This window comes from Siccirubricoccus phaeus (genome assembly GCF_008360935.1).
Lineage (GTDB): Bacteria > Pseudomonadota > Alphaproteobacteria > Acetobacterales > Acetobacteraceae > Siccirubricoccus > Siccirubricoccus phaeus.
This window is the reverse complement of the sequence record NZ_SRXO01000002.1, coordinates 245,231-266,097: the sequence shown is the minus strand read 5'-3', so window position 1 is coordinate 266,097 and position 20,867 is coordinate 245,231. Positions and strand designations below refer to the sequence as shown.

Genomic DNA, 20,867 nt, shown 5'->3' with positions numbered 1-20,867 from the left:
GCGCGGCGCGAACTCAGCCTCGCCGCTGCGCCAACACGCGGAGGATGGCGCGCACGATGCCGCGATAGCCGGTGCAACGACAGAGGTTGCCGGCCAATTCCTCCCGCACGCGGGCTTCGTCGGCATCGGGCAACCGCAGGATGATATCGCGCGCCGTCACCAGCATGCCGGGCGTGCAGTAGCCGCATTGCAGCGCGTGCTCGGCGCTGAAGGCCTCGCGCAGCGCGGTCATCACCGCATCGCCATCGAAGCCCTCGACGGTGCGCACGGAGGCGCCCTCGGCCGCCCCGGCATGCAGCAGGCAGGCGCGGGCAGGGGCGCCATCCACCTCCACGGTGCAGGCGCCGCAGACGCCGTGCTCGCAGCCGATATGGGTGCCGGTCAGGCGCAGCCCCTCCCGCAGCAGGCCGGCGAGATGGGTGCGCGGCTCGGCCAGCACGGTCTCCGCGCGGCCATTCACGGTCAGGCTGATGGGACGTTTCACGAGGCGGCCTCTGCGGCGCGGCGCAGCGCGGTGCGGGCGATGGCGGCGCGCCAGGGATCTGCGACATCGAGCGCGGCGACGAGGCGCGCTGCTTCCGCCTCCGGCGCCGCGCACAGCGCGGAGGCGTCGGCGACGACGAACGGCGGCGCATCCAGCGCCGCCAGCACGGCGCGCGGCGCCTCGCCGGGCACGGCCAGGACGCAGGCTGTGGCCTTGGAGAATTCGCCGGGCTTGCGGCAGAATTTCCAGTGCCCCCACCGTGCCGCCTCCGGCAGGGCCGGCAGCTCCACCGCCAGCAGCAATTCCTCCGGCGAGAGCGCCGTCGCCAGCATGCCGGTGACGAAGCGTTCCAGCTTCACGCGCCGTTCCCCGGCCGGGCCGAGCACCACCGCCTCGCCGCGGAAGCAGGGTAGCACCGCCACCCAATCCGCCGCGGGATCGGCATGCGCCAGGCTGCCGCCGATGGTTCCGCGATTGCGCACCGGCCGGTAGGCGATGCGCCGCGCGACGCCCGCCAGGATGGCGCCCAGCCGCCCCGGCACCGCGCCATCCTCGATGGCGGCATGGGTGGTGCCGGCGCCGATGCGGATGGTGCCGCCCTGCTGCGTCACGCCGGCATAGCCCGGCAGATGCCGCAGATCGGCCAGCTTCTCCGGCGTCGCCACGCGGAGATTGAGCATCGGGCCGAGCGATTGCCCGCCCGCTACCGGCCGCGCGCCTGCCGCCAGCAGCGCCAGCGCCGCCGACCAATCCGCCGGACGCGCATAATCGAACGGCGCCGGCTTCATCGCCGCGCGGCCTCGATGGCGGCCAGCACCCGTGCCGGCGTCGCCGGCAGGTCGAACACCTCCGCCCCCAGCGGCGCCAGCGCATCGTTGATCGCGTTCAATATGGCGCCGGCCGGGCCGATGGCGCCGCTCTCGCCAATGCCCTTCTGGCCGAAGCGGGTCCAGGGACTCGGCGTCTCCATATGGTCGAGCCGGATATCGGGCACCTCCGTCGCGCCCGGCAGCAGGTAATCCGCCAGCGTGCCCGCCAGCGGCTGCCCCTGCGCGTCATAGGGCATCTCTTCATACAGCGCGGTGCCGATGCCCTGCGCCGTGCCGCCCAGCACCTGACCGTCCACGATCATCGGGTTCACCAGCACGCCGCCATCCTCGACGACGACGTAATCCTCCAGCGTGACGGCCCCGGTCTCCACGTCCACCCGCGCAACCACGGCGTGGCAGGCATAGGAATGCGTGCCCGTGTCCGGGTCAGGCCGGTAGCCGGCCGTCACGTCCAGCCCGCCGCGATCGACATCGGCGGGCAGGTTCTGCGGCCGGCGATACCAGGTGCGGGCGATCTCCTCCAACGCAATGCCGGCGCCGCCGCGGCGCCGTACCGTACCGCCCGCCAATTCCACCTCGCCCCGCTCCGCCTGCAGCAGCGCGGCGCCGATGGTCAGCGCGCGTTCGCCAAGCTGCCGGCAGGCCTCCGCCACCGCACCGCCCGCCATCACCATGGCGCGGCTGCCCCAGGTGCCGGTGGAATAGGGCGTCAGCGCCGTATCGCCATGCACCAGCCGCACCCGCGCCGGATCCACGCCGAGAATCTCATGCGCCACCTGCGCCAAGGTCGTCTCCAGCCCCTGGCCATGGCTGTGCAGCCCGACGCGCAATTCCAGCACGCCATCGGGCGTGAAGCGCGCCTGCGCCTGCTCGAAGCCCGGCACCATCGGCATGCCCCAGCCGTGATAGACGGAGGTGCCATGCGCCCCCTGCTCGCAGAAGCTGGCAAGCCCAACGCCGACGCACTCGCCTTTCGCCTGCCGCGCCCTGACCTTCGGCACATCGACCAGCGCGACCGCGCGCCGCAGCGCCTCCTTGTAGTCGCCACTATCAAAATGCTTGCCCACCAGGTTGCGGTAGGGCATCGCCTCCTTCGGCACGAGGTTCACCGCCCGGATCGCCTCGGCGGAGAGGCCGAGCTGGCGCGCCAGCGCATCCAGCGTGGTCTCCATGGCATAGCACACGCCGGGCCGCGCCACGCCGCGATATGGCAGGATGGGCGGCTTGTTCGTGCAAGCCGAAAGCGTGTGGTAGCGGAAGCGCGGCAGGATGTAGGGGCCGGGGAAGATGGAACCGATCTGCGCCGCTTCCAGGCAGGCGCTGAAAGGGTAGCTGGAATAGGCGCCGCTATCCACGGTGGCGTCCACGTCGCAGCCCAGCAGCCGGCCTTCCCGATCCGCCCAGGCCGTGACGATGTAGTGGTGCTCTCGACAATTGGCGTTGGCGGTCAATTGCTCCAGCCGGTCCTCCAGCCAGCGCACAGGGCGTTGCAGCCGCATGGCGAGGGCGCAGCAGACCAGCTCCTCCGGCAGCAGGATCGCCTTGTAGCCGAAGCCGCCGCCGACATCGGGGGCGATGACGCGCACCTGCCCTTCATCCAGCCCCAGCGCCTCCGCGATGCCGGTCTTGCTGACATGCGGCTGTTGCGAAGCGGTGGTGACGACGAGTTGCTCCAGCCGCGTATCCCATTCCGCCAGCACGCCGCGCCCCTCGATCGGCGCCATGCTCTGGCGGGAGGTGCGCAGCACGCGCGTGACCTTGGCCGCGGCGACGGCATCGAGGTCGGAGAGATCTTCCTCCCGCCGCGTCTCGAGGAAGACATTCTCCGCCCAATGCTCATGGATCAGCGGCACGCCCGGCGCACGCGCTGTCAGCATGTCGCTGATCGCCGGCAGCACCTCGAATTCCGGCTCGCAGGCGGCGGCGAGGTCCTCGGCCTCGGCCCGGCTCGACGCGAGGCAGGCGGCGATCGCCTCCCCCACATGCCGCACCTTGCCGGTCGCCAGCGCCGTCTGCTCCGAGACGCGGAAGCCCGGCAGCGCCGAGACGGCGCGAATGGGCGCGATCTCCGGCAGATCAGCGGCGAGGAAGACGCGATCCTGCGCCCCTGCCGGCTTCGTCACGCCCAGCAGCCGCGCATGCGCCACCGGGCTGCGCAGGAACGCCACCTCCAGCATGCCGGGGACGGCAATATCCCCGACATAGCGGCCGCGCCCGTGGAGGAAGCGCGCATCCTCCTTGCGCCGGAGCGAGGCCCCGACGCCCTTGCCCGTCTTGCTGGCATGGCTGTGCGGCCGATTCACGCCCTCGCTGGCGCTCGGACGATCGGACGCGGTCGTCACGCGGCCTCGGCGAGCACCGGCACGGGCAGGATCTCGGCATCCGCATCGAAGCGGGTGCCGGCGCGGAGGCAGAAGGCCGGGCGCAGCAGCCGCTCCGCCACCACCACCGTGCCTTCGTTGTCCTCCAGCCGGAAGCGGCCGCGCTCATCGCTCAGCACGGAGACATCCGCCACCATGCCGGGCCGCAGCGTGCCGATCTCGTTCTCCATGCGCAGCATGGCGGCGCAGTTGCAGGTGACCATGGCGACCACATGGTTCAGCTCCAGGCCGAGCGCGAGCATGCTGGTCATCGCCGAGGCGAGCGAGAAATTCGTCTGCCCGGCGAACAGGTGCATCTCCTCCTTGTCCGGATGCTCGGAGGGGGTGCCGCGCGGCTTCGGCACGCTGGTGTTGTAGCCATGCATGTCGGCGCCGAGCGTATCCGGGACGATGCCGGCATCGATGACCCGCCGCGCCATGTTGTAGGAGAAGTGGGAGCCATGCCCCACATCCGTCTTCAGCCCGCGCGCCAGGGCTTCCCGCACGATGGGATGCAGCGTGCCGTTGCGGTCCACGAAGCCGCCGGGATGGCGGGTGAAGGGATGCGCCAGGATGTCGCCCGGGCGCATGATCTCGATCATCTCCGGCAGGATCAGGTCCGGGTCATAGGTCCGCCCATCCTCCGGCATGCGCCAGAGCTGGCCGAAATGGATGTAGAGCGGGCGGTCCAGGCCCCGCGCGATCTGCGCCGCCTTCTGCATGGCGCTGATGCCCCAGCGGGCGAAGCCGGCGATCTCGGCATGCCCCTTCACGCCGCGCACCAGATCGGCGTTGTCGCGGCCGGCGCGGATCGTGTCCTCCACCGCGATGCACTCCGGCCCATAGAGCTCCGGATAGTAATGCCCTTCCAGCCCGCCGACCATGTAGGCGGAGATGAAGGCGAGGATGCGGGTGGCCGAGGGCTTGGCGATGTATTCGCGGAAGCCCGGGAAGGTGAGGACGGAGGGCCCGCCCTGGTCCACCAGCGTGGTGACGCCCGAGCGCACGCCGGCCATGTCCGGGTCCAGCCCGAACCGGCCGGTGACGTAGCGATAGACATGGGCGTGGGTGTCGATCATCCCCGGCAGCACCAGCTTGCCGGCAACGTCCACCACCTGGTTCGCCGGGCCGAGCAGCCTGGGCGCGATGGCGGCGATCCGGCCGGCCTTCACGCCGATATCCATGATGCCGTCCAGCCCCTGCGCCGGGTCGATGACGCGGCCGCCACGGAGCAGGATATCGAAAGCTTCGGTGGGAAGGGCGTCCATCTTCGGGTTCCTTGCGTGCGGCGGCTGAAGGAAAACGCAAAGCGCGTGCCAGAATAACCCCGTGCCCAAGCCGGCGCCACTGGCGCCGGGGCGCATCTTTCCTGGGCATTCGCCGCCCAAGCAGTGGGCGCAGCGGAGGGCCGCGCCGGGCCCGGCGCGGTCCAGAACATGGCACCGTGATTGCTACGCGGCCGGCCATGTCAGGCAGAACCACATGAGCGGCGCACCGCTTGCGGGCAAGGTCGCCATCGTCACCGGCGGTGCCGCCGGCATCGGCTTCGCGTTGGCCGAGGGGCTGGCGCAGCGTGGCGCGGCCGTGCTGATCGCCGACCTCAAGGGCGCGGAGGCGGCAGCGGCGAAGCTGGCGGCCGCCGGCCACGAAGCCGCCGGCGTCACCGCCGACGTTGCCTCGGAAGCCGCAACCATGGCGATGGCGGAGTCCGCCGAAGCGCGCTTCGGCGGTCTCGACATCCTGGTCAACAACGCCGGCATCTACGCCACGCTGACGCCACAGCCCTTCGAGGCGCTGGACATCGCCGAATGGCGGCGGGTGCTGGAGGTGAACGTGATCGGCACCTTCCTCTGCTGCCGCGCCGCGCTGCCGACGATGCAGCGGCGGGGCGGCGGGCGGATCGTCACCATCAGCTCCGGCGTCGCCTTCAAGGGCAACCCCTACATGGCGCATTACGTCGCCAGCAAGGGCGCGGTGGTCTCGCTGACCCGGGCAATGGCGACGGAGCTCGGCAAGCACGGCGTCACGGTGAACAGCGTGGCGCCCGGCTTCACGCTGAGCGACGGCGTGCTGAAGAACCCCGGGCTGATCGAGGGGGTGAAGGAGCCCTCCCTGCGCGGCCGCGTGCTGGCGCGGGACATGCTGCCGGCGGACCTGGTCGGCGCGGTCTGCTTCTTTGCCGGCCCCGATGCCGCCTTCATCACCGGCCAGACGCTGGTGGTGGATGGCGGCGCCTATTTCCACTGAAGGAGGCGCGGCCATGGCCGGCATTCCCGTCATCGACCTGGCCCCCGCCCTGTCCGGCGATGCCGCGGCGCGGCTGGCCACGGGGCAGGAGCTGGACCGCATCTGCCGCGAGACCGGCTTCTTCACCATCACCGGCCATGGCGTGGCGCCTGCCGTGATGGATGCGCTGCGCGACACGGCCAAGGAATTCTTCGCCTTCCCGCTGGCGGAAAAATTGCGCGCCGCGCATCCGGTGAAGGGCACGCCGCGCGGCTATATCGCGATGGGGGTCGAAGCGCTCTCCCTCGGCAATGCCACCGCAACGCCGCCGGACCTGAAGGAATACTGGCACTTCGGCCGGGAAAGCTGGCCGGCGACCGAGTACTACAGCTCCGCCGAAGGCCAGCGCTACTTCATCCCGAATATCTGGCCGGAGCGCCCCACCGGCTTCCGGGAGGCCGCCGCCACCTACTACGCGGCAATGGAGCATCTGACCGGGGAGCTGATGCGCGTCGCCGCCCTCGGCCTTGGCATCGAGGAGCATTTCTTCGACGGCTTCATCGACCGGCACATCACCGCCATGCGCCTCAACCACTACCCGGCGCAGGAAAAGCCGCCGCTGCCCGGCCAGCTCCGCGCCGGCGCGCATACCGATTACGGGCTACTGACCATCCTGAATGGCGAGAATGTCCCGGGCGGGCTGCAGGTGCTGACGAAATCCGGCGAATGGCTGGATGTGGCAACCGACCCCGGGCATTTCGTGGTGAATATCGGCGACCTGCTGATGCGCTGGACCAATGACCGCTGGGTCTCCAACAGCCATCACGTGGTGAATCCGCCGGAAGAGGCAGCGCGCAATCGGCGGCTCTCCATCGCCTTCTTCCATCACCCGAATTACGACGCGCCCATCGAATGCATCGCCCCGCCCGGGGAGGCGCGCTACCCGCGCGTGCTCTCCGGCGCCTACCGCGACGAGAAGTACCGCCAGACCCGCGCCGTCCCAGCGCCGCAGAAGGAGACCGCCGCATGACCTCCCGCCGTACCCTGCTGCTGGCCGGCCTTGCCGCGCCGGCGCTGGCCCGCCCTGGCTTCGCCGCCGACCCCATCAAGATCGGCATGACCCAGCCGCTGACCGGCGCCGTCGCCGCCTCCGGCAACTACGTTGCCAACGGCGCGAAGATCGCGACCGAGGTGCTGAACCGCGCCGGCGGCGTGCTCGGCCGGCCGATCGAGCTGATCCTGGAGGACAACAAATCCAATCCGCGCGAGGCCGTCGCTTCGGTGGAGAAGCTGGTGCTGCGGGACAAGGTGCCGGTGCTGATCGGTGCCTGGTCCTCCACCTTCACCCTCGCCATCATGCCGAAGCTGGTGGAGTACAAGGTGCCGATGGTCGTGGAGACCTCCTCCGCCTCCCGCATCACCACCTCCGGCAACCCCTGGGTCTTCCGCATCGCCCCGACCTCGGAGATGGAGGCGGTGGCCTTTGCCGAGCTGCTGGGGAAATTCGACCCGCCGGTCAGGAAGATCGACTTCCTTTCGGTGAACAACGATTTCGGCCGGGGTGCCGCGGAGAAGTTCACGGAGGCGCTGCGCGCCAAGGGCGCGGCGATCGGCCGCACGGAGACGATGACGCCGGAGGCCACCGACCTGGCGGCGCAGATCACCGCGCTGAAGCAATCGGATGGCGATACCGTCTTCGTCACCACGGGCGTGGAGCAATTGACGCTGGCGCTGCGCCAGGCGGTGGAGCAGCGGCTGGGGAAGCGCATCGTCTCCACCGGCGGCTCCTTCCCGGACCAGCTCCTGGCTAATCCGCTGCCGGCGGGAAACAGCAGCTTCCACATCCTGTTCTACGCGCCCTGGTTCCCGGAGCGCGCGCCGCACCCGCAGCTCGCCGAGACCTACACGGCGGAGTGGAACAAGAAGGGCTGGGAATTCGCCGGCCTCACCGAAGGCTTCCGCGGCTTTGACGCGATGCTGACGGTGGTGGAGGCGATCCGCATCGCCGGCGAGCCGGAGGCGGAGGCGATCCGCGAGGCGCTGTGGCAGGTGAAGATCCCCGGCGTGAACGGCGATATCAGCTTCGTCAAGGAAGGGCCGGCGGGGCGGGAGAGTGGGCAGAATCGCCCGAACGTCTCCGTCGTCCGGCTCAGCGAGGGTAAGGCGAGTCTGCTCTGACGATGCCAGCCCCCGTCTGCGAAGGCGCCTTCACGGCGCCTTCGACACCGTCGAAGGCGATCATTCGCGAGGGCCATGGGGCCGTTTGCGCGTCAAGAATGCCGCGAAGCGGCACCGCGCTTCGCGCGGCTTCGTCCTTGACTCGCAAACGGCCCCATGGCTCGGGCTTGAGGTGCGCTCGACGCAGTCGAGCGCGCATTCAGCGCGCCCGGACGCTACGGCGTCCCGTTTCGGGCGCTTGCTGATGGACCAGACCCTTCAGCACCTCGTCAACGGCACCGTCCTTGGCGGCACCTACGCCCTGCTCGGCATCGGGCTGACGCTCGTCTTCGGCATCATGCGCGTGGTGAATTTCACCCATGGGGAGCTCTACACCTTCGGCGCCTACATGGCCTATGCGCTGGTCGCTCTGCTGCAGCTCGACTTCATTCTCTCGCTGGTCCTGGCCACCGTGCTCGGCATCGGCCTCGGTGCCGCGATCGAGCTCCTGCTGCTCCGCCCCATGCGCCGCGCGGATATCGACAGCGTCATGCTGGTGATGATCGGCGCCGCGCTGGTGCTGCAGAATGCCGAGATGTGGGCCTGGGGCGGCGTCGCCAAGCTCATCCCCAACCCCTTCCCGGGGGAGCCGCTGGTCCTCGGCCCCGTCTCCGTCCTGCCGTTGCGCCTCTTCGTCCTTGCCGTCGCCGCCGCGCTGCTGCTCGGCTTCTGGCTGCTGCTGGACCGCACCCGCTTCGGCGTCGCCATGCGCGCGACCTTCCAGGACCCGGAAACGGCGGCGCTGATGGGCGTGCGCATCGGTTGGGTGAACACCGCCACCTTCGCCCTGGGCTCCGGCCTCGCCGCCGCGGCGGGCGCGCTGCTCGGGCCGGTCTTCATCGTCTCCCCCACCATGGGCGATCTGGTGGGGCTGAAGGCCTTCGCCATCGTCATCCTGGGCGGGCTCGGCAGCCTGCCGGGCGCCACCATCGGCGGCTTCGCCCTGGGCTATGTCGAGGAATTCGCCGGCGGCTTCGTCTCCACCGAATACCGCGATGCCTTCGGCTTCCTGCTCATCATCCTGGTGCTGGCGCTGCGGCCGCAAGGCCTGGTCCCGGCGAAGGAACGCATCGGGTGAGCGGCGGCGAGAGCGCGAACCGGCCGGGCCAGTTCATGGGCTATGCCCTTCCCTGGGGCTTCGTCGCCCTCCTGGCACTCGTGCCGGTGGTCTTCCCGGATCCCTATCTGCTGGCGGTGCTGACCTCCGCCGGCATCTTCATCATCGGCGCCATCAGCCTCAACCTGCTGCTCGGCTATACGGGGCAGCTCAGCCTCGGCCATGTCGCCTTCTTCGGCCTCGGCGCCTATGCCAGCGCGCTGGCGACCCTGGGCTTCGACATCGCCATCGGCTTCGGCCTCCGCCTGCAAGTGGCGCCGCAACCCGTCTGGGTCGGCTTCCTCGCCGCCATCCTCGTGGCCGGCGGTTTCGGCTGGCTGCTCGGCCGCCTTGCCTTCCGGGTGCGCGGCGCCTTCTTCGTCATCCTCACCGTCTGCTTCGCCCAGGTGCTGCGCATGGTGGCGCTGAACTGGGTGGAGCTGACCCAGGGGCCGATGGCCCTCATCGGCATCCCCGGCTTCGCCCTCTGGTGGCCCGGCGAGGGCGTGGTGGAGCTGACGCGCAAGGACCAGAATTACTGGCTGGTCCTCGCCGTCACCGTGCTCGCCTTCCTGCTCGTGCGGCAGCTCGTGCAGTCCCGCTTCGGCCGCGCCATGGTGGCGCTGCGGGCGAATGAATCCCTGGCCCGCTCCGTCGGCATCCGCGTCACCCACTACCTCACCGTCGCGGCCGTCATCTCCGCCGGCATCGCCGGCGCGGCGGGCAGCCTCTTCGCGCATTACACCCGCATCATCGACCCGGACGTGTTCCTGTTCATCTACACCGTCACCATGGTCATCATGGTCGTCACCGGCGGCAAGGGCACGCTCTGGGGCCCGGTGGTGGGCGGCTTCATCTTCGGCCTGATGCCGGATCTGCTGCGCGGCACCGCCCCGCCGGAGGTGCAATGGGTCATCTACGGCGCCGCCATGATCCTCTTCGTCATGTTCCTGCCGCGCGGCATCGTGCCCGCCCTGCAGGCCCTGCTGCGGCGCCGCGCGGCATGAGCGCGGCGACGCCGGCCCGGCCGCTGCTGGAAGTGGAGAACCTCGCCGTCCATATCGGCGGCCTGGTCGCGATCGCGGACATGTCCTTCGCCGTGCCGGCAGGCCAGGTGGTCAGCCTCATCGGCCCCAATGGCGCCGGCAAGACCACCGCCTTCAACGTCATCTCCGGCTATATGCGCGCGACGGCCGGGCGCATCCGCTTCGAAGGCAGCGACCTCGCCGGCCTCACGCCGGAGCGCATCGCCGCGCGCGGCCTGACGCGCAGCTTCCAGCGCAGCAGCGTCTTCGCCGGCTGCAGCGTGTTCGAGAATGCGCTGATGGCGCTGCATCTGCGCGGCCGCGCGGGCCTGCTCGGCGCGCTGCTCGCCCTGCCCTTCGCGCGGCGGGAGGAGAAGCAGCTGCATGCCGAGGCGGAGGCGCTGCTTGCCCTGGTCGGCCTCGCCGACCGCGCCGCCCGGCCGGCCGATTCCCTCGCCTATGGCGAGCAGCGCCGCCTCGGCATCGCCATGGCCGCCGCTTCCCGCCCCCGGCTGCTGCTGCTGGACGAGCCCGCCGCCGGCCTCAACCCCACCGAGACCGAGGCGCTGATGGCGCTGCTCCGCGCGCTGCGCGACCAGGGCATGACCGTGCTGCTGGTGGAACACGACATGGCCATGGTCATGCGCCTCTCCGACCATATCGTGGTGCTGAACCAGGGCCGCATCATCGCCGCCGGCCCGCCCGATGCCGTCCGCCGCGACAAGGCGGTGATCCGCGCCTATCTCGGCAGCGCGGCGGAGGAGGCGCTGCATGCTGAGGCTTGAGGCCGTCTCCGCCGGCTATGGCCGGATCGCCGCGCTGAAGGCGGTCTCGCTGGAGGTGCGGGAGGGCGAGCTGGTCTGCCTCATCGGCGCCAATGGCGCGGGCAAGTCCACCACGCTGCGCGCCATCAGCGGGCTGCTGGCGCCGGGCGCCGGCCGCATCACCTGGCAGGGCGAGACCATCTCCGGCCTGGCGCCGCGGGAGGTGCTGGCCCGCGGCATCGCCCATTGCCCGGAAGGCCGGCGCATCTTCCCGCATCTGACGGTGCGGGAGAATCTGGAAATGGGCGCGCTGCTGCGGCGGGACCGCGCTGCCGTCGCGCGCGACCTTGCCGCGATGCATGACCGCTTCCCACGCCTCGCCGAGCGCAGCCGCCAGGCCGCCGGCACGCTTTCGGGCGGGGAGCAGCAGATGCTGGCCATCGCCCGCGCCCTGATGTCCCGCCCGAAGCTGGTGATGTTCGACGAACCCTCGCTGGGCCTGGCGCCCAGCCTTGTCGATGCCGTCTTCGCCCTGGTGGCGGAGATCCGCGCCGCCGGCACCACGGTGCTGATGGTGGAGCAGAACGCCATGGCCGCGCTGCGCCTGGCCGACCGCGCCTATCTGCTGGAGACGGGCCAGGTGGTGACGCAGGGCACGGGCGCCGCGCTGCTGGCGAGCCCGGCCGTGCGGGACGCCTATCTGGGCGGCGCGACAGCGTAGGGCGCCTGGCCCATGGGTGGCCGTCGGGCCGCAAACTCACACCGGGGTCCGGGGGGTGGTCCACCCCCCGGCGGGGTGCAGGGGCAGAGCCCCTGCCGGGGGGCCCGGGGGCGGAGCCCCCGCGCGAGACCCTCGCGCCTCCTGCCCCATCCACGCCGCCACCGCCGCCTGCCGCTCCGGCGCCAGCCGCAGCCCCAGCTTGCTGCGCCGCCAGAGCACGTCCTCGGCGGTGCGGGCCCATTCCTCCCGCACCAGCCAGTCCAGCTCGCGCTCGAACAGGCCGCAGCCAAAGGCCTGGCCGAGATCGGCGACCCTCGCCGCGCCCCCCAGCAGCGCCGCCATCTCCGTGCCATAGGCGCGCAGCATGCGCCGCGCCGTCCCCGGCGCCAGCCAGGGCCAGCGTTGCAGCGCCTCCGCCTCCATCGCCGCCAGGTCGCGGCCAGCGAAATCGCCGCCCGGCAGGCTGGGCCCCGCGGTCCAGGACGGCGCCGTGCAGCCCAGCAGCGGGGCCAGCTTTCCTACCGCCTCCTCCGCCAGGCGCCGGTAGGTGGTGATCTTGCCGCCGAACACCGAAAGCAGCGGGGCCCCCGCCGTATCCAGCTTCAGCACATAGTCCCTGGTGACGGCGGAGGGATCGGCGGCGCCGTCATCATGCAGCGGCCGGACGCCGGCGAAGCTCCACACCACCTCCTCCGGCCGCGGCGCCCGGCGGAATTGCCGGCCGACCGCGGTGCAGAGATAGGCCATCTCCTCCGGCGTGCAGCGCGCCGCGCCAGGGTCGCCGGCATGCGGCACATCGGTGGTGCCGACCAGGCTGAACCGCCCCTCATAGGGCAGGACGAAGACCACGCGGCCATCGTCGTTCTGCAGGATATAGGCCTGCTTCCCGTCATGCAGGGCGGGCAGCACGATATGGCTGCCACGCACCAGCCGCACCCGGTCCGGCGCCGGCACATGGGCGGCCGCCTGGGCCTCCATCACCCAGGGCCCGGCGGCGTTCACCAGGGCGCGGGCACGCACTGCCCACTCCTTCCCCCCGGCGCCGCGCAGCCGGCAGGTCCAGCCGGCCGCGTCCCGCGTGGCGCCGGCGAAGGCGGTGCGCACCGCCACCGCCGCCCCGCGCTTCGCCGCATCCCGGGCGTTCAGCACGACCAGCCGGCTGTCCTGCACCCAGCAATCGGAATAGGCGAAGGCGGCGTGAATGTCCGGGCGGAGCGGCGCGCCCCAGGGGTGGCTGTGCGGGTCGATGCGTTCCGTTCCCGGCAGGCTGACCCGCGGCGCCAGATGGTCGTAGAGGAACAGCCCGGCGCGGATCAGCCAGCGGGACCGCATGGCGGGCCGGTGCGGCAGCACGAAGCGCAGCGGCCAGATGATGTGCGGGGCGAGGCGCAGCAGCACTTCCCGCTCCGCCAGCGCTTCCCGCACCAGGCGGAATTCATAGTGCTCCAGGTAACGCAGCCCGCCATGGATCAGCTTGGAGGAGGCGGAGGAGGTGGCGCCGGCGAGATCCCCCTGCTCCACCAGCAGCACGGACAGGCCGCGGCCCGCCGCATCCCGCGCGATGCCGGCGCCATTGACCCCGCCGCCGATGACGAGAAGGTCGAAATTATCGCGCATGCCCGCCTGCCGCCCCGCCAGGGCGCCGATCGCTGTTATGTGGCATGTACCACATAACCTGCCCGGCAGCGAGGCAGTTCCAAGCCGGCCGCGGAAGGACCTCGCCCCTCATATTCAGCCAAGGCTCGGCGGCGCCAGGATGACCCGGACCTTCTCCCGCGCCAGCGCGGCGGCGATGGGCGGGGGCGGCAGGGTATCCGTCACCAGCTCGGTCAGCGCGTCCAGCCCGGCCACGCGTTCCAGATGCGCCATCCCGAATTTTCCCGCATCCATCAGCAGCACACGCCGCCCCGCCCGCGCCAGCATGGCGCGCTTCACCCAGGCGGCGCGGGATTCGACATCGGAAATCCCCTCCTCGGTCAGGCCGGAGGCGCCGAGGAAGGCGATGTCGGCATTGAAGCGGGCGAGGAATGCCTGGGTCTCCGCGCCATACACCGCGCTCTCCACGCTGTAGAGCTCGCCAGGGCAGAGCAGGATGCGGATGCCGGGGGCGGCGGTGCAGGCCTCGGCCACGGCCAGGCTGTTGGTCAGCACGGTGCCGGTGAAGCCGCGGGCTGCCAGGGCCCGGGCCAGATGGGCGGTGGTGGAGCCGGCATCGATCATCAGCGCCGCGCCGGGGGTGACCAGCGCGGCGGCGGCGGCGCCGATGCGCGCCCGCTCCGCCACCGCGATGCGTTCCCTTTCATGGAAGACCGGCTGCACCGCGGCATGGGTGACGGAGGCCCCACCATAGGTGCGCCGCACCGCCCCGGCGCGGGAAAGGGCCTCGATATCGCGCCGCACGGTCTCTGCCGAGACGCCGAATTCCGTGGCCAGGGCAGAGATGCGCACGGTGGGGTCGCCAGCCAGGGCGGCCAGGATGCGGCGATGGCGCTGCTCTCGGCTGGGTGCGGCGCTGGGGCGGGGCGGCATGGCCGAAGCATGGCATGGGGCGCGGCCGGGGCAAGAGGCGGCAGGAACTCCACCATGATCGCGGAATTACGACATCTCGGCGATCAGTCGTGCGGTTTAAACTGCGGAAAGGTCTGGACATCCAGCATGCGCCAGCCCCATATCTGCTTTGCGTTTGGAGGTTGCAAACAGAACGTCCGATGTCCCACAGCATGACCCGTATGCGCCGAAAGCACCGCAGCCGCCAGGGCCGGCAATGCGCCGCCCTGCCGCTGCGCGAGCTGGACGGCGCCGTGCAGGTGCTGCTGGTGACGAGCCGGGACACCGGGCGCTGGGTGCTGCCCAAGGGCTGGACCGAAGCGCGCAACCTGGCCGCCGAGCAGGCGGCGGTGGAGGCCTTCGAGGAAGCCGGCATCCGCGGCATCGTCGCCCCCACGCCGATCGGCAGCTACGAATACGAAAAGCGCATCGGCAACGGGCGGAGCCTGCCCTGCCGGGTGGAGGTCTTCCCGATGCGCGTGGCCGAGCTGCTGGAGGATTGGCCGGAACGGGCCGAGCGCGAGCGGCGCTGGTTCAACCTGGCGGAGGCCGCCCAGGCAGTGGAGGAAGGCGGGCTGGGCCGGTTGATGCTGCAATTGGCGCGGCCGGAGGCGTGAGGATCGACCCCCTGGCGGTCCCGGGGGGTGGGCTTCTGGGCCTGGCCGCCTGCCCCGGCCGGGCTTCCCGCGAGCTGCCGGCGGATCTCGCCCCGGCGGAGGTGTAGGAGGCAGAGCCTCCTGCTAGAGCGGGATCGGTTGAGCTACGCTCACCCGCCCCGCCCTAGCTCATTGTTCGGTCGCGGGATTCACGGTTTCGGTCGATTCGACCTCAACCGATCACGCTCTAGGGGTTGGGGGGGAAGCCCCCGATCACTCCTCCCCCACCGCATCCAGCACATGCAGCGCATAGGTGAAGGCCGCCCCCGCATTCAGCGCGATCGCCACCCCCAGCGCCTCCGCCATTTCCTCCCGCGATGCCCCGGCCACCTTGGCCTTCCGCACATGCGCGTCGATGCAGCCATCGCAGCGCGTGGTGATGGCCACGGCAAGGGCGATCAGCTCCCGCGTCTTCGCATCCAGATGCTGCGTCGTCGCCGCCCCGCGGCTCAGTGCGCCGAAGCCCTTCACCAGCTCCGGATGCAGCGCGTTCAGCGCCTTGCCCTGCACCCGCGTGGCGGCGTTGTAGGCGTCCCAATCCTTGATCGCGCTCATGGCGGTCCCTTCCCAAGCGAAAGGGGCGCCCGCCGCCTGGCGAGCGCCCCCTGCCATCCTACGCGGGGTCCGGCGCGGCGGTTACCCCGCCACTTCCGGTTCCTTCTCCGCCTCGCCATCGCCGTCGCCGGAGCCTTCCTCCGGCTTCGGCAGGGCGGGCGGCGCTGCCTCGACATACTCGAAGAACAGCGCGGCGTCGCGCAGCCCGACCTTCACCGCCCCGCCCTTCACCAGCTTGCCGAAGAGCAGCTCCTCGGCCAGCGGCTTCTTGACGTATTCCTGGATGACGCGGGCCAGCGGCCGGGCGCCGTAGAGCGGATCGTAGCCCTTCTCCGCCAGCCACTCCTTCGCCGCCGAGCTGAGCTCGATGGTGACGTTGCGGTCGGCGAGCTGGGCCTCGAGCTGCATGACGAATTTCTCGACCACCTGGCCGACGATCTCCGGCGTCAGCCCGCCGAAGGGCACGACGGCGTCGAGGCGGTTGCGGAATTCCGGGGTGAACATGCGCTGGATCGCATCCGTGTCCTCGCCCACCCGGCTTTCGCGGCCGAAGCCGATGGCCGGCTTCGCCAGATCCGCCGCGCCCGCATTGGTCGTCATGATGAGGATGACGTTGCGGAAATCGACGGTCTTGCCGTTGTGGTCGGTCAGCTTCCCGTGGTCCATCACCTGCAACAGGATGTTGTACAGGTCCTGGTGCGCCTTCTCGATCTCGTCCAGCAGCAGCACGGCATGCGGGTGCTGGTCGATCGCGTCGGTCAGCAGCCCGCCCTGGTCGAAGCCGACATAGCCAGGGGGCGCGCCGATCAGCCGGCTGACGCTGTGCCGCTCCATGTACTCGGACATGTCGAAGCGGATCAGCTCGATGCCGAGCGTCTTGGCGAGCTGCTTCGCCACCTCGGTCTTGCCGACGCCGGTCGGGCCGCTGAACAGGTAGTTGCCGATCGGCTTCTCGGCGTCGCGCAGCCCGGCGCGGGAGAGCTTGATCGCCGCCGAGAGCGTCTCGATCGCCTTGTCCTGGCCGAAGACCATCGCTTTCAAGTCGCGCTCCAGCGTCTTCAGCGTCTCCTTGTCGTCGTTCGAGACCGTCTTCGGGGGGATGCGGGCGATCTTCGCCACGATCTCCTCGACATCCTTCAGCGTGACGGTCTTCCGCCGCTTGTTCTCCGGCAGCAGCATGCGGGAAGCGCCGACCTCGTCGATCACGTCGATCGCCTTGTCCGGCAGCTTGCGGTCATGGATGTACTTGGCCGAAAGCTCCACCGCCGCGCGGATGGCTTCCGGCGTGTAGCGCACCTTGTGGTGCTTCTCGTAGTTGGTCTTGAGCCCCTGGAGGATCTTCACCGCATCCTCGAGGTTCGGCTCGTTCACGTCGATCTTCTGGAAGCGCCGGACGAGGGCCCGGTCCTTCTCGAAGTAGTTGCGGTATTCCTTGTAGGTGGTGCTGCCGATGCAGCGCAGCGTGCCCTGGGCCAGCGCCGGCTTCAGCAGGTTGGACGCATCCATCGCGCCGCCGGAGGTGGCGCCGGCGCCGATCACCGTGTGGATCTCGTCGATGAAGAGGATGGAGCCGGGCTGCTGCTCCAGCTCGGAGACCACCGCCTTCAGCCGCTCCTCGAAATCGCCGCGGTAGCGGGTGCCGGCCAGCAGGCTGCCCATGTCGAGCGCGAAGATGGTGCTCTTCAGCAGCACCTCCGGCACGTCGCCCTCGATGATCCGCTTGGCCAGGCCTTCCGCGATGGCAGTCTTGCCGACGCCCGGATCGCCCACATAGAGCGGGTTGTTCTTGGTGCGGCGGCAGAGGATCTGGATGGTCCGCTCGATCTCCTGGTCGCGGCCGATCAGCGGATCGATCTTGCCCTGCTGCGCCTTCTTGTTGAGGTTGACGCAGTAATTGGAGAGCGCGTCCTGGCTGCGGCCGCCGCGCGGCTTCTCCTCCTTCTCCGCCTCGCCCTCATTGTTGGCGGAAGCGGTGGGGGTGCCCTGCACCGGCCGGTTCTGCGCCCTTCCCGGCGCCTTGGCGATGCCGTGGCTGATGAAATTCACCGCGTCCAGCCGCGTCATATCCTGCAACTGCAGGAAATACACCGCATGGCTCTCCCGCTCGGAGAACAGGGCGACGAGGACATTGGCGCCCGTCACCTCATCCCGGCCGCTGCTCTGCACATGGATGGCGGCGCGCTGGACCACGCGCTGGAAGCCGGCGGTCGGCTTCGGGTCGCCGGCGCGTTCCGTGACCAGCCCGGCCAGGTCCTTGTCGAGGAATTCGGTCAGGTCGCGCTTCAGCTTGTCATTGTCCACGCCGCAGGCCCGCAGCACGGTGGCGGCATCGGTGTCATCGGTCAGGGCGAGCAGCAGATGCTCCAGCGTCGCATATTCGTGCCGGCGCTCATTCGCCAGGCCGAGGGCGCGATGGAGCGTCTGCTCGAGGTTGCGTGAAAGCATGCTAGAGACGCTCCCGTTGAAACCCGTTGCACCGGTCAGCGCCCGGCGACGGAGGGGGGTTTCCCCTGATGAAATCCTGGGCGTTCCCGATCCCTGATGCGAGCCCCCCGTTCGGCGGGGTGGCATTGGCCGGAAGAGAAGCAGGCTGGCCCGGTCGCGCCGCGCCGGCAAGCCCGCACTGCCGTCTTCCCCCCGGCCTCACTCCTTTTCGATGGTGCATTGGAGGGGGTGTTGGTTCTGCCGGGCGAGGTCCATCACCTGGGTGACCTTGGTCTCCGCCACCTCATAGGTGAAGACGCCGCACACCCCGACGCCGCGGCGATGCACATGCAGCATGATCCGGGTCGCCTCCTCCCGCGTCTTCTGGAAGAAGCGTTCCAGGACGTGCACGACGAACTCCATCGGGGTGTAGTCGTCGTTCAGCATCAGCACCTTGTACATCGCGGGCTTCTTGGTCCGCGGACGGGTCTTCACCACCACGCCGGTATTCGGCGTGGTGTCCCCAGGCGTGTTACCCCCGTTCGGCCGCTTGTCTTGGTCGCTCATCGGATTCCTGCTCGGCGGGCCAACGCCGTCGCTTGGCGGTCTTCCCGGGGGCCGGCCCCTGCCAGCCCCGGAGCCTCAGACTATCGCCGCCCGGGGCCGAAGGTGAAGGGCCACGCGCGGCTGATACAAGATGATATGGGCGGAGGATTGAGAAAGCGGAAGGGCCCGGCAGCCCGCCCGCATCCCCGCGCGGGGGATGGGACGGCCCGGCCGGGCCCCGATCCGTCCGCCCGGGCGCCAGGCCCGGGCGGCAAGCAGCAGCGCTTCTTCAGGCGGCGAGCGGCTTGGAGAATTTCTCGACCGCGAGGCTCATCCGGGCGGAGAGCGGAGCGAAGCTGGACTCGGCCAGCTTCAGCGCCGCTTCCTGCAGCTTGGCGGATTCGGCGAAGGTCTTCTCCAGCGTCGCCTTGGTGAAGCTGGCCTGCAGCTCCGCGGCTTCCTTCAGGGACTTCACGGTGGAGAACGCCTTGGCGTTCTCGATCGCGGTGTCGGACAGGCCCTGGAACAGCGCCAGGGTCTGCTTGCCCAGATCCTGCACGCCGGCGACGTAGAGCTGGGTCGCCTTGGCCACCGCCTCGGCATTGCCACGGCTGAACTCGGCCACTTCCTCGGCCGCCTTGAACAGGCCCTCGGTCGCCTTCGTCATGTCGGTCACGGTCTTCTCCACGGTAAGGCGCGCCGCCGCCGGCGCGCGGGTTTCGGTCGTCTTGCGGCTGCGGCCAGCGCCGACCTCAGTGAGCTTCTTCACATCCGCGAGTTTGATGTCGTCGGCCGTCATGCCCTGATCCTTGCGCCCCCGGGGGTCCTGGTCCGGCAGGCCAGGAGGCCGGGTTGGGCTGGCACCTGACCGCCGCTTCTGCTCCGCAGCGGCTTTGCTGCGCTGCAACATGGCGGTTTCTAGGCCGCGGCCAAGGCCGAATGCAAGAGTTTTTTGCACTGCAGCATGAAAGTATCGCAATTACATCAGGGCCGGGGTCGCGACGCTCCCTCTGTGCCGTGGCGCACAAATCAGACCCCATCGCATCTTCGGGCCATAAAGTATTGCTCCGGCAAGGTTCACCTTCCATTCCGCTGGACAATCGAGAACCCCATCCCTAGGCTCCGGCTGATTCGAGGGCCCTCCGGGGGGCGGGCCACGAGTCGGGGGACAGCATGTTCAGGGACCTGTCGTCGCGCCTGGGGGCCGTGCTGGCCCTGGCCTTGCTCTGCGGCCTCGGCGCCGCCCGGCCCGCCGAGGCCCAGATCGGCAGCGACCGCTACTCCGCCATCGTCGTCGAGGCCCGCAGCGGCAATGCGCTGATCGCCGCCAGCCCGGACGAGCCGCGCTACCCGGCCTCGCTCACCAAGATGATGACCGTCTACCTGGCCTTCGAGGCGCTGCGCGACGGCAGGCTCGGCCTCTCCACGCCGATCCGCGTCTCCTATGAAGCGGCCTCCAAGCCGCCCTCGCGCCTCGGCCTCGTCGCCGGCATGACGCTGACGGCGGAGGAGGCGATCCTCGCCCTGGTCACCAAATCCGCCAATGACGCCGCCGCCGCCCTTGGCGAGTATCTCGGCGGCGGCAGCGAGCAGCGCTTCGCCCAGATGATGACGCTGAAGGCCAGGGCGCTCGGCATGAGCCGCACCACCTTCCGCAACGCCTCCGGCCTGCCGGATCTGGAACAGGTCAGCACGGCGCGGGACATGGCCCTGCTGGGCCGCCGGCTGCTGCAGGATTTTCCGGACCGCTACGCCTATTTCTCCACCCCCTATTTCGTCTTCCGCGGCCGGACGCATTTCAACCACAACCGGCTGCTGGCGGAATATGACGGCACGGACGGCATCAAGACCGGCTATGTGAACGACAGCGGCTTCAACCTGGTCGCCAGCGTGCAGCGGGACGGGGTACGGCTGGTGGCGACGGTGTTCGGCGGCCGCAGCAGCCGGGAACGGGACCGCCACATGATGGCGCTGCTGGACCAGGGCTTCGCCCAGATGGGCGTCGCGCCGGAGCCGCGCGGAACGGCGATGGCCCGGGCCGCCCCGCGCGGCGTGCTCGTCGGCCAGGCGGAGGCGGCGCCGCGCCGCGCCGTCCGGCCGCCCGTGCCGGTGGCCCACCGGCCGCATCGCACCACCGCCGCGGCCGCCAAGGCCACCGCAAGGCGGCCCACCCCGCAGGCCCAGGCCGCCAGCCGCGCCACCCTGCTGCGGGTGACGGCGGGACGCCCGGCCCGGGTGGAACAGGGCGATGCCCGGGTCAGCCGCCCGAGCCGGGCGGAACCGCGCCGTCCAGCCCAGACCCGCACCGCCCGGCGTTAACCAGGCCCGGGCCCCTGCCCCGGACTCCCGGCAGTGGACCCCAGCCCCGGGGCAGAGCCTGGCGCCGCCAGCCCCCGCGCCGCGACCGGTGGGGGCG

19 protein-coding genes are annotated in these 20,867 nt (G+C 70.4%); 9 read left to right on the top strand and 10 right to left on the bottom strand.

What is annotated here, in order from left to right; all coding sequences use genetic code 11:
- Positions 1 to 13: 13 nt before the first annotated feature.
- From E5N76_RS03645 to E5N76_RS03630, 4 genes are read right to left on the bottom strand one after another with little or no spacing between them, the layout of a single operon-like run.
- Positions 14 to 484: a (2Fe-2S)-binding protein gene (locus E5N76_RS03645; RefSeq protein WP_149535941.1), complete on the bottom strand. Its 471-nt coding sequence runs from the start codon at positions 482 to 484 to the stop codon at positions 14 to 16.
- Positions 481 to 1,272, bottom strand: a complete 792-nt coding sequence (locus E5N76_RS03640) for an FAD binding domain-containing protein (RefSeq protein ID WP_149535940.1) — start codon at positions 1,270 to 1,272, stop codon at positions 481 to 483. The genes E5N76_RS03645 and E5N76_RS03640 overlap by 4 nt, the downstream gene beginning before the upstream one ends.
- Entirely contained in the window at positions 1,269 to 3,617 is a 2,349-nt protein-coding gene (locus tag E5N76_RS03635; RefSeq protein WP_149535939.1) for a xanthine dehydrogenase family protein molybdopterin-binding subunit, read from the bottom strand. The genes E5N76_RS03640 and E5N76_RS03635 overlap by 4 nt, the downstream gene beginning before the upstream one ends.
- 35 nt (positions 3,618 to 3,652) lie before the next feature.
- Positions 3,653 to 4,942 carry an amidohydrolase/deacetylase family metallohydrolase gene (locus E5N76_RS03630; RefSeq protein WP_149535938.1) on the bottom strand — a complete coding sequence of 430 codons (1,290 nt, stop codon included), beginning with the start codon at positions 4,940 to 4,942 and terminating at the stop codon, positions 3,653 to 3,655.
- Between the two features lie 214 nt (positions 4,943 to 5,156).
- On the opposite strand from E5N76_RS03630, the gene E5N76_RS03625 reads away from it, so the two are divergent.
- The 7 genes from E5N76_RS03625 to E5N76_RS03595 all read left to right on the top strand — a co-directional run bounded on the left by E5N76_RS03625 (position 5,157) and on the right by E5N76_RS03595 (position 11,723).
- On the top strand, positions 5,157 to 5,921 hold the full coding sequence (locus tag E5N76_RS03625) for an SDR family NAD(P)-dependent oxidoreductase (protein ID WP_149535937.1): 765 nt from the start codon (positions 5,157 to 5,159) through the stop codon (positions 5,919 to 5,921).
- Between the two features lie 13 nt (positions 5,922 to 5,934).
- A complete protein-coding gene (locus tag E5N76_RS03620) occupies positions 5,935 to 6,930 on the top strand; it encodes an isopenicillin N synthase family dioxygenase (RefSeq protein WP_187829955.1) in 996 nt (331 codons plus the stop codon).
- Positions 6,927 to 8,078: an ABC transporter substrate-binding protein gene (locus tag E5N76_RS03615; RefSeq protein ID WP_149535935.1), complete on the top strand. Its 1,152-nt coding sequence runs from the start codon at positions 6,927 to 6,929 to the stop codon at positions 8,076 to 8,078. Before E5N76_RS03620 ends, E5N76_RS03615 begins: the two co-directional genes overlap by 4 nt.
- A gap of 244 nt (positions 8,079 to 8,322) precedes the next feature.
- Positions 8,323 to 9,195, top strand: a complete 873-nt coding sequence (locus tag E5N76_RS03610; RefSeq protein ID WP_149535934.1) for a branched-chain amino acid ABC transporter permease — start codon at positions 8,323 to 8,325, stop codon at positions 9,193 to 9,195.
- Positions 9,192 to 10,220, top strand: coding sequence for a branched-chain amino acid ABC transporter permease (locus E5N76_RS03605; RefSeq protein ID WP_235907556.1), 1,029 nt, complete (start codon positions 9,192 to 9,194; stop codon positions 10,218 to 10,220). Before E5N76_RS03610 ends, E5N76_RS03605 begins: the two co-directional genes overlap by 4 nt.
- Positions 10,217 to 11,023: an ABC transporter ATP-binding protein gene (locus E5N76_RS03600; protein ID WP_149535933.1), complete on the top strand. Its 807-nt coding sequence runs from the start codon at positions 10,217 to 10,219 to the stop codon at positions 11,021 to 11,023. Before E5N76_RS03605 ends, E5N76_RS03600 begins: the two co-directional genes overlap by 4 nt.
- Entirely contained in the window at positions 11,010 to 11,723 is a 714-nt protein-coding gene (locus E5N76_RS03595) for an ABC transporter ATP-binding protein (RefSeq protein ID WP_149535932.1), read from the top strand. Before E5N76_RS03600 ends, E5N76_RS03595 begins: the two co-directional genes overlap by 14 nt.
- Positions 11,724 to 11,759: 36 nt before the next feature.
- On the opposite strand, the gene glpD is transcribed toward E5N76_RS03595, so the two are convergent.
- Positions 11,760 to 13,340 (bottom strand): glycerol-3-phosphate dehydrogenase, encoded by a 1,581-nt coding sequence (glpD, locus tag E5N76_RS03590; protein ID WP_149535931.1) that lies wholly within the window; start codon positions 13,338 to 13,340, stop codon positions 11,760 to 11,762.
- Positions 13,341 to 13,454: 114 nt separating this feature from the next.
- Positions 13,455 to 14,252 carry a DeoR/GlpR family DNA-binding transcription regulator gene (locus E5N76_RS03585; protein ID WP_149535930.1) on the bottom strand — a complete coding sequence of 266 codons (798 nt, stop codon included), beginning with the start codon at positions 14,250 to 14,252 and terminating at the stop codon, positions 13,455 to 13,457.
- A 200-nt stretch (positions 14,253 to 14,452) separates the two neighbouring features.
- On the opposite strand from E5N76_RS03585, the gene E5N76_RS03580 reads away from it, so the two are divergent.
- Positions 14,453 to 14,887, top strand: coding sequence for an NUDIX hydrolase (locus E5N76_RS03580; RefSeq protein ID WP_149535929.1), 435 nt, complete (start codon positions 14,453 to 14,455; stop codon positions 14,885 to 14,887).
- A 252-nt stretch (positions 14,888 to 15,139) separates the two neighbouring features.
- On the opposite strand, the gene E5N76_RS03575 is transcribed toward E5N76_RS03580, so the two are convergent.
- The 4 genes from E5N76_RS03575 to E5N76_RS03560 all read right to left on the bottom strand — a co-directional run bounded on the left by E5N76_RS03575 (position 15,140) and on the right by E5N76_RS03560 (position 19,250).
- Positions 15,140 to 15,472 carry a carboxymuconolactone decarboxylase family protein gene (locus tag E5N76_RS03575; RefSeq protein WP_408021692.1) on the bottom strand — a complete coding sequence of 111 codons (333 nt, stop codon included), beginning with the start codon at positions 15,470 to 15,472 and terminating at the stop codon, positions 15,140 to 15,142.
- Between the two features lie 90 nt (positions 15,473 to 15,562).
- Complete coding sequence (clpA, locus tag E5N76_RS03570; protein ID WP_149535927.1) at positions 15,563 to 17,926, bottom strand: ATP-dependent Clp protease ATP-binding subunit ClpA; 2,364 nt, start codon at positions 17,924 to 17,926, stop codon at positions 15,563 to 15,565.
- 198 nt (positions 17,927 to 18,124) lie between these two features.
- On the bottom strand, positions 18,125 to 18,472 hold the full coding sequence (gene clpS / locus E5N76_RS03565; protein WP_149535926.1) for an ATP-dependent Clp protease adapter ClpS: 348 nt from the start codon (positions 18,470 to 18,472) through the stop codon (positions 18,125 to 18,127).
- Between the two features lie 268 nt (positions 18,473 to 18,740).
- A complete protein-coding gene (locus E5N76_RS03560; RefSeq protein WP_187829954.1) occupies positions 18,741 to 19,250 on the bottom strand; it encodes a phasin family protein in 510 nt (169 codons plus the stop codon).
- A gap of 374 nt (positions 19,251 to 19,624) precedes the next feature.
- Between E5N76_RS03560 and E5N76_RS03555 the strand changes: the two genes are divergently transcribed.
- Complete coding sequence (locus tag E5N76_RS03555) at positions 19,625 to 20,770, top strand: D-alanyl-D-alanine carboxypeptidase family protein (RefSeq protein WP_207791849.1); 1,146 nt, start codon at positions 19,625 to 19,627, stop codon at positions 20,768 to 20,770.
- Positions 20,771 to 20,867: the final 97 nt, after the last annotated feature.

Excerpts from the sequence above, each read along its gene's own strand:
- E5N76_RS03640 (WP_149535940.1), bottom strand. The coding sequence starts at position 1,272 with ATGAAGCCGGCGCCGTTCGATTATGCGCGTCCGGCGGATTGGTCGGCG.
- E5N76_RS03630 (WP_149535938.1), bottom strand. The coding sequence starts at position 4,942 with ATGGACGCCCTTCCCACCGAAGCTTTCGATATCCTGCTCCGTGGCGGC.
- E5N76_RS03625 (WP_149535937.1), top strand. The coding sequence starts at position 5,157 with ATGAGCGGCGCACCGCTTGCGGGCAAGGTCGCCATCGTCACCGGCGGT.
- E5N76_RS03620 (WP_187829955.1), top strand. The coding sequence starts at position 5,935 with ATGGCCGGCATTCCCGTCATCGACCTGGCCCCCGCCCTGTCCGGCGAT.
- E5N76_RS03615 (WP_149535935.1), top strand. The coding sequence starts at position 6,927 with ATGACCTCCCGCCGTACCCTGCTGCTGGCCGGCCTTGCCGCGCCGGCG.
- E5N76_RS03610 (WP_149535934.1), top strand. The coding sequence starts at position 8,323 with ATGGACCAGACCCTTCAGCACCTCGTCAACGGCACCGTCCTTGGCGGC.
- E5N76_RS03600 (WP_149535933.1), top strand. The coding sequence starts at position 10,217 with ATGAGCGCGGCGACGCCGGCCCGGCCGCTGCTGGAAGTGGAGAACCTC.
- E5N76_RS03595 (WP_149535932.1), top strand. The coding sequence starts at position 11,010 with ATGCTGAGGCTTGAGGCCGTCTCCGCCGGCTATGGCCGGATCGCCGCG.
- glpD (WP_149535931.1), bottom strand. The coding sequence starts at position 13,340 with ATGCGCGATAATTTCGACCTTCTCGTCATCGGCGGCGGGGTCAATGGC.
- E5N76_RS03585 (WP_149535930.1), bottom strand. The coding sequence starts at position 14,252 with ATGCCGCCCCGCCCCAGCGCCGCACCCAGCCGAGAGCAGCGCCATCGC.
- E5N76_RS03580 (WP_149535929.1), top strand. The coding sequence starts at position 14,453 with ATGCGCCGAAAGCACCGCAGCCGCCAGGGCCGGCAATGCGCCGCCCTG.
- clpA (WP_149535927.1), bottom strand. The coding sequence starts at position 17,926 with ATGCTTTCACGCAACCTCGAGCAGACGCTCCATCGCGCCCTCGGCCTG.
- clpS (WP_149535926.1), bottom strand. The coding sequence starts at position 18,472 with ATGAGCGACCAAGACAAGCGGCCGAACGGGGGTAACACGCCTGGGGAC.
- E5N76_RS03560 (WP_187829954.1), bottom strand. The coding sequence starts at position 19,250 with ATGACGGCCGACGACATCAAACTCGCGGATGTGAAGAAGCTCACTGAG.
- E5N76_RS03555 (WP_207791849.1), top strand. The coding sequence starts at position 19,625 with ATGTTCAGGGACCTGTCGTCGCGCCTGGGGGCCGTGCTGGCCCTGGCC.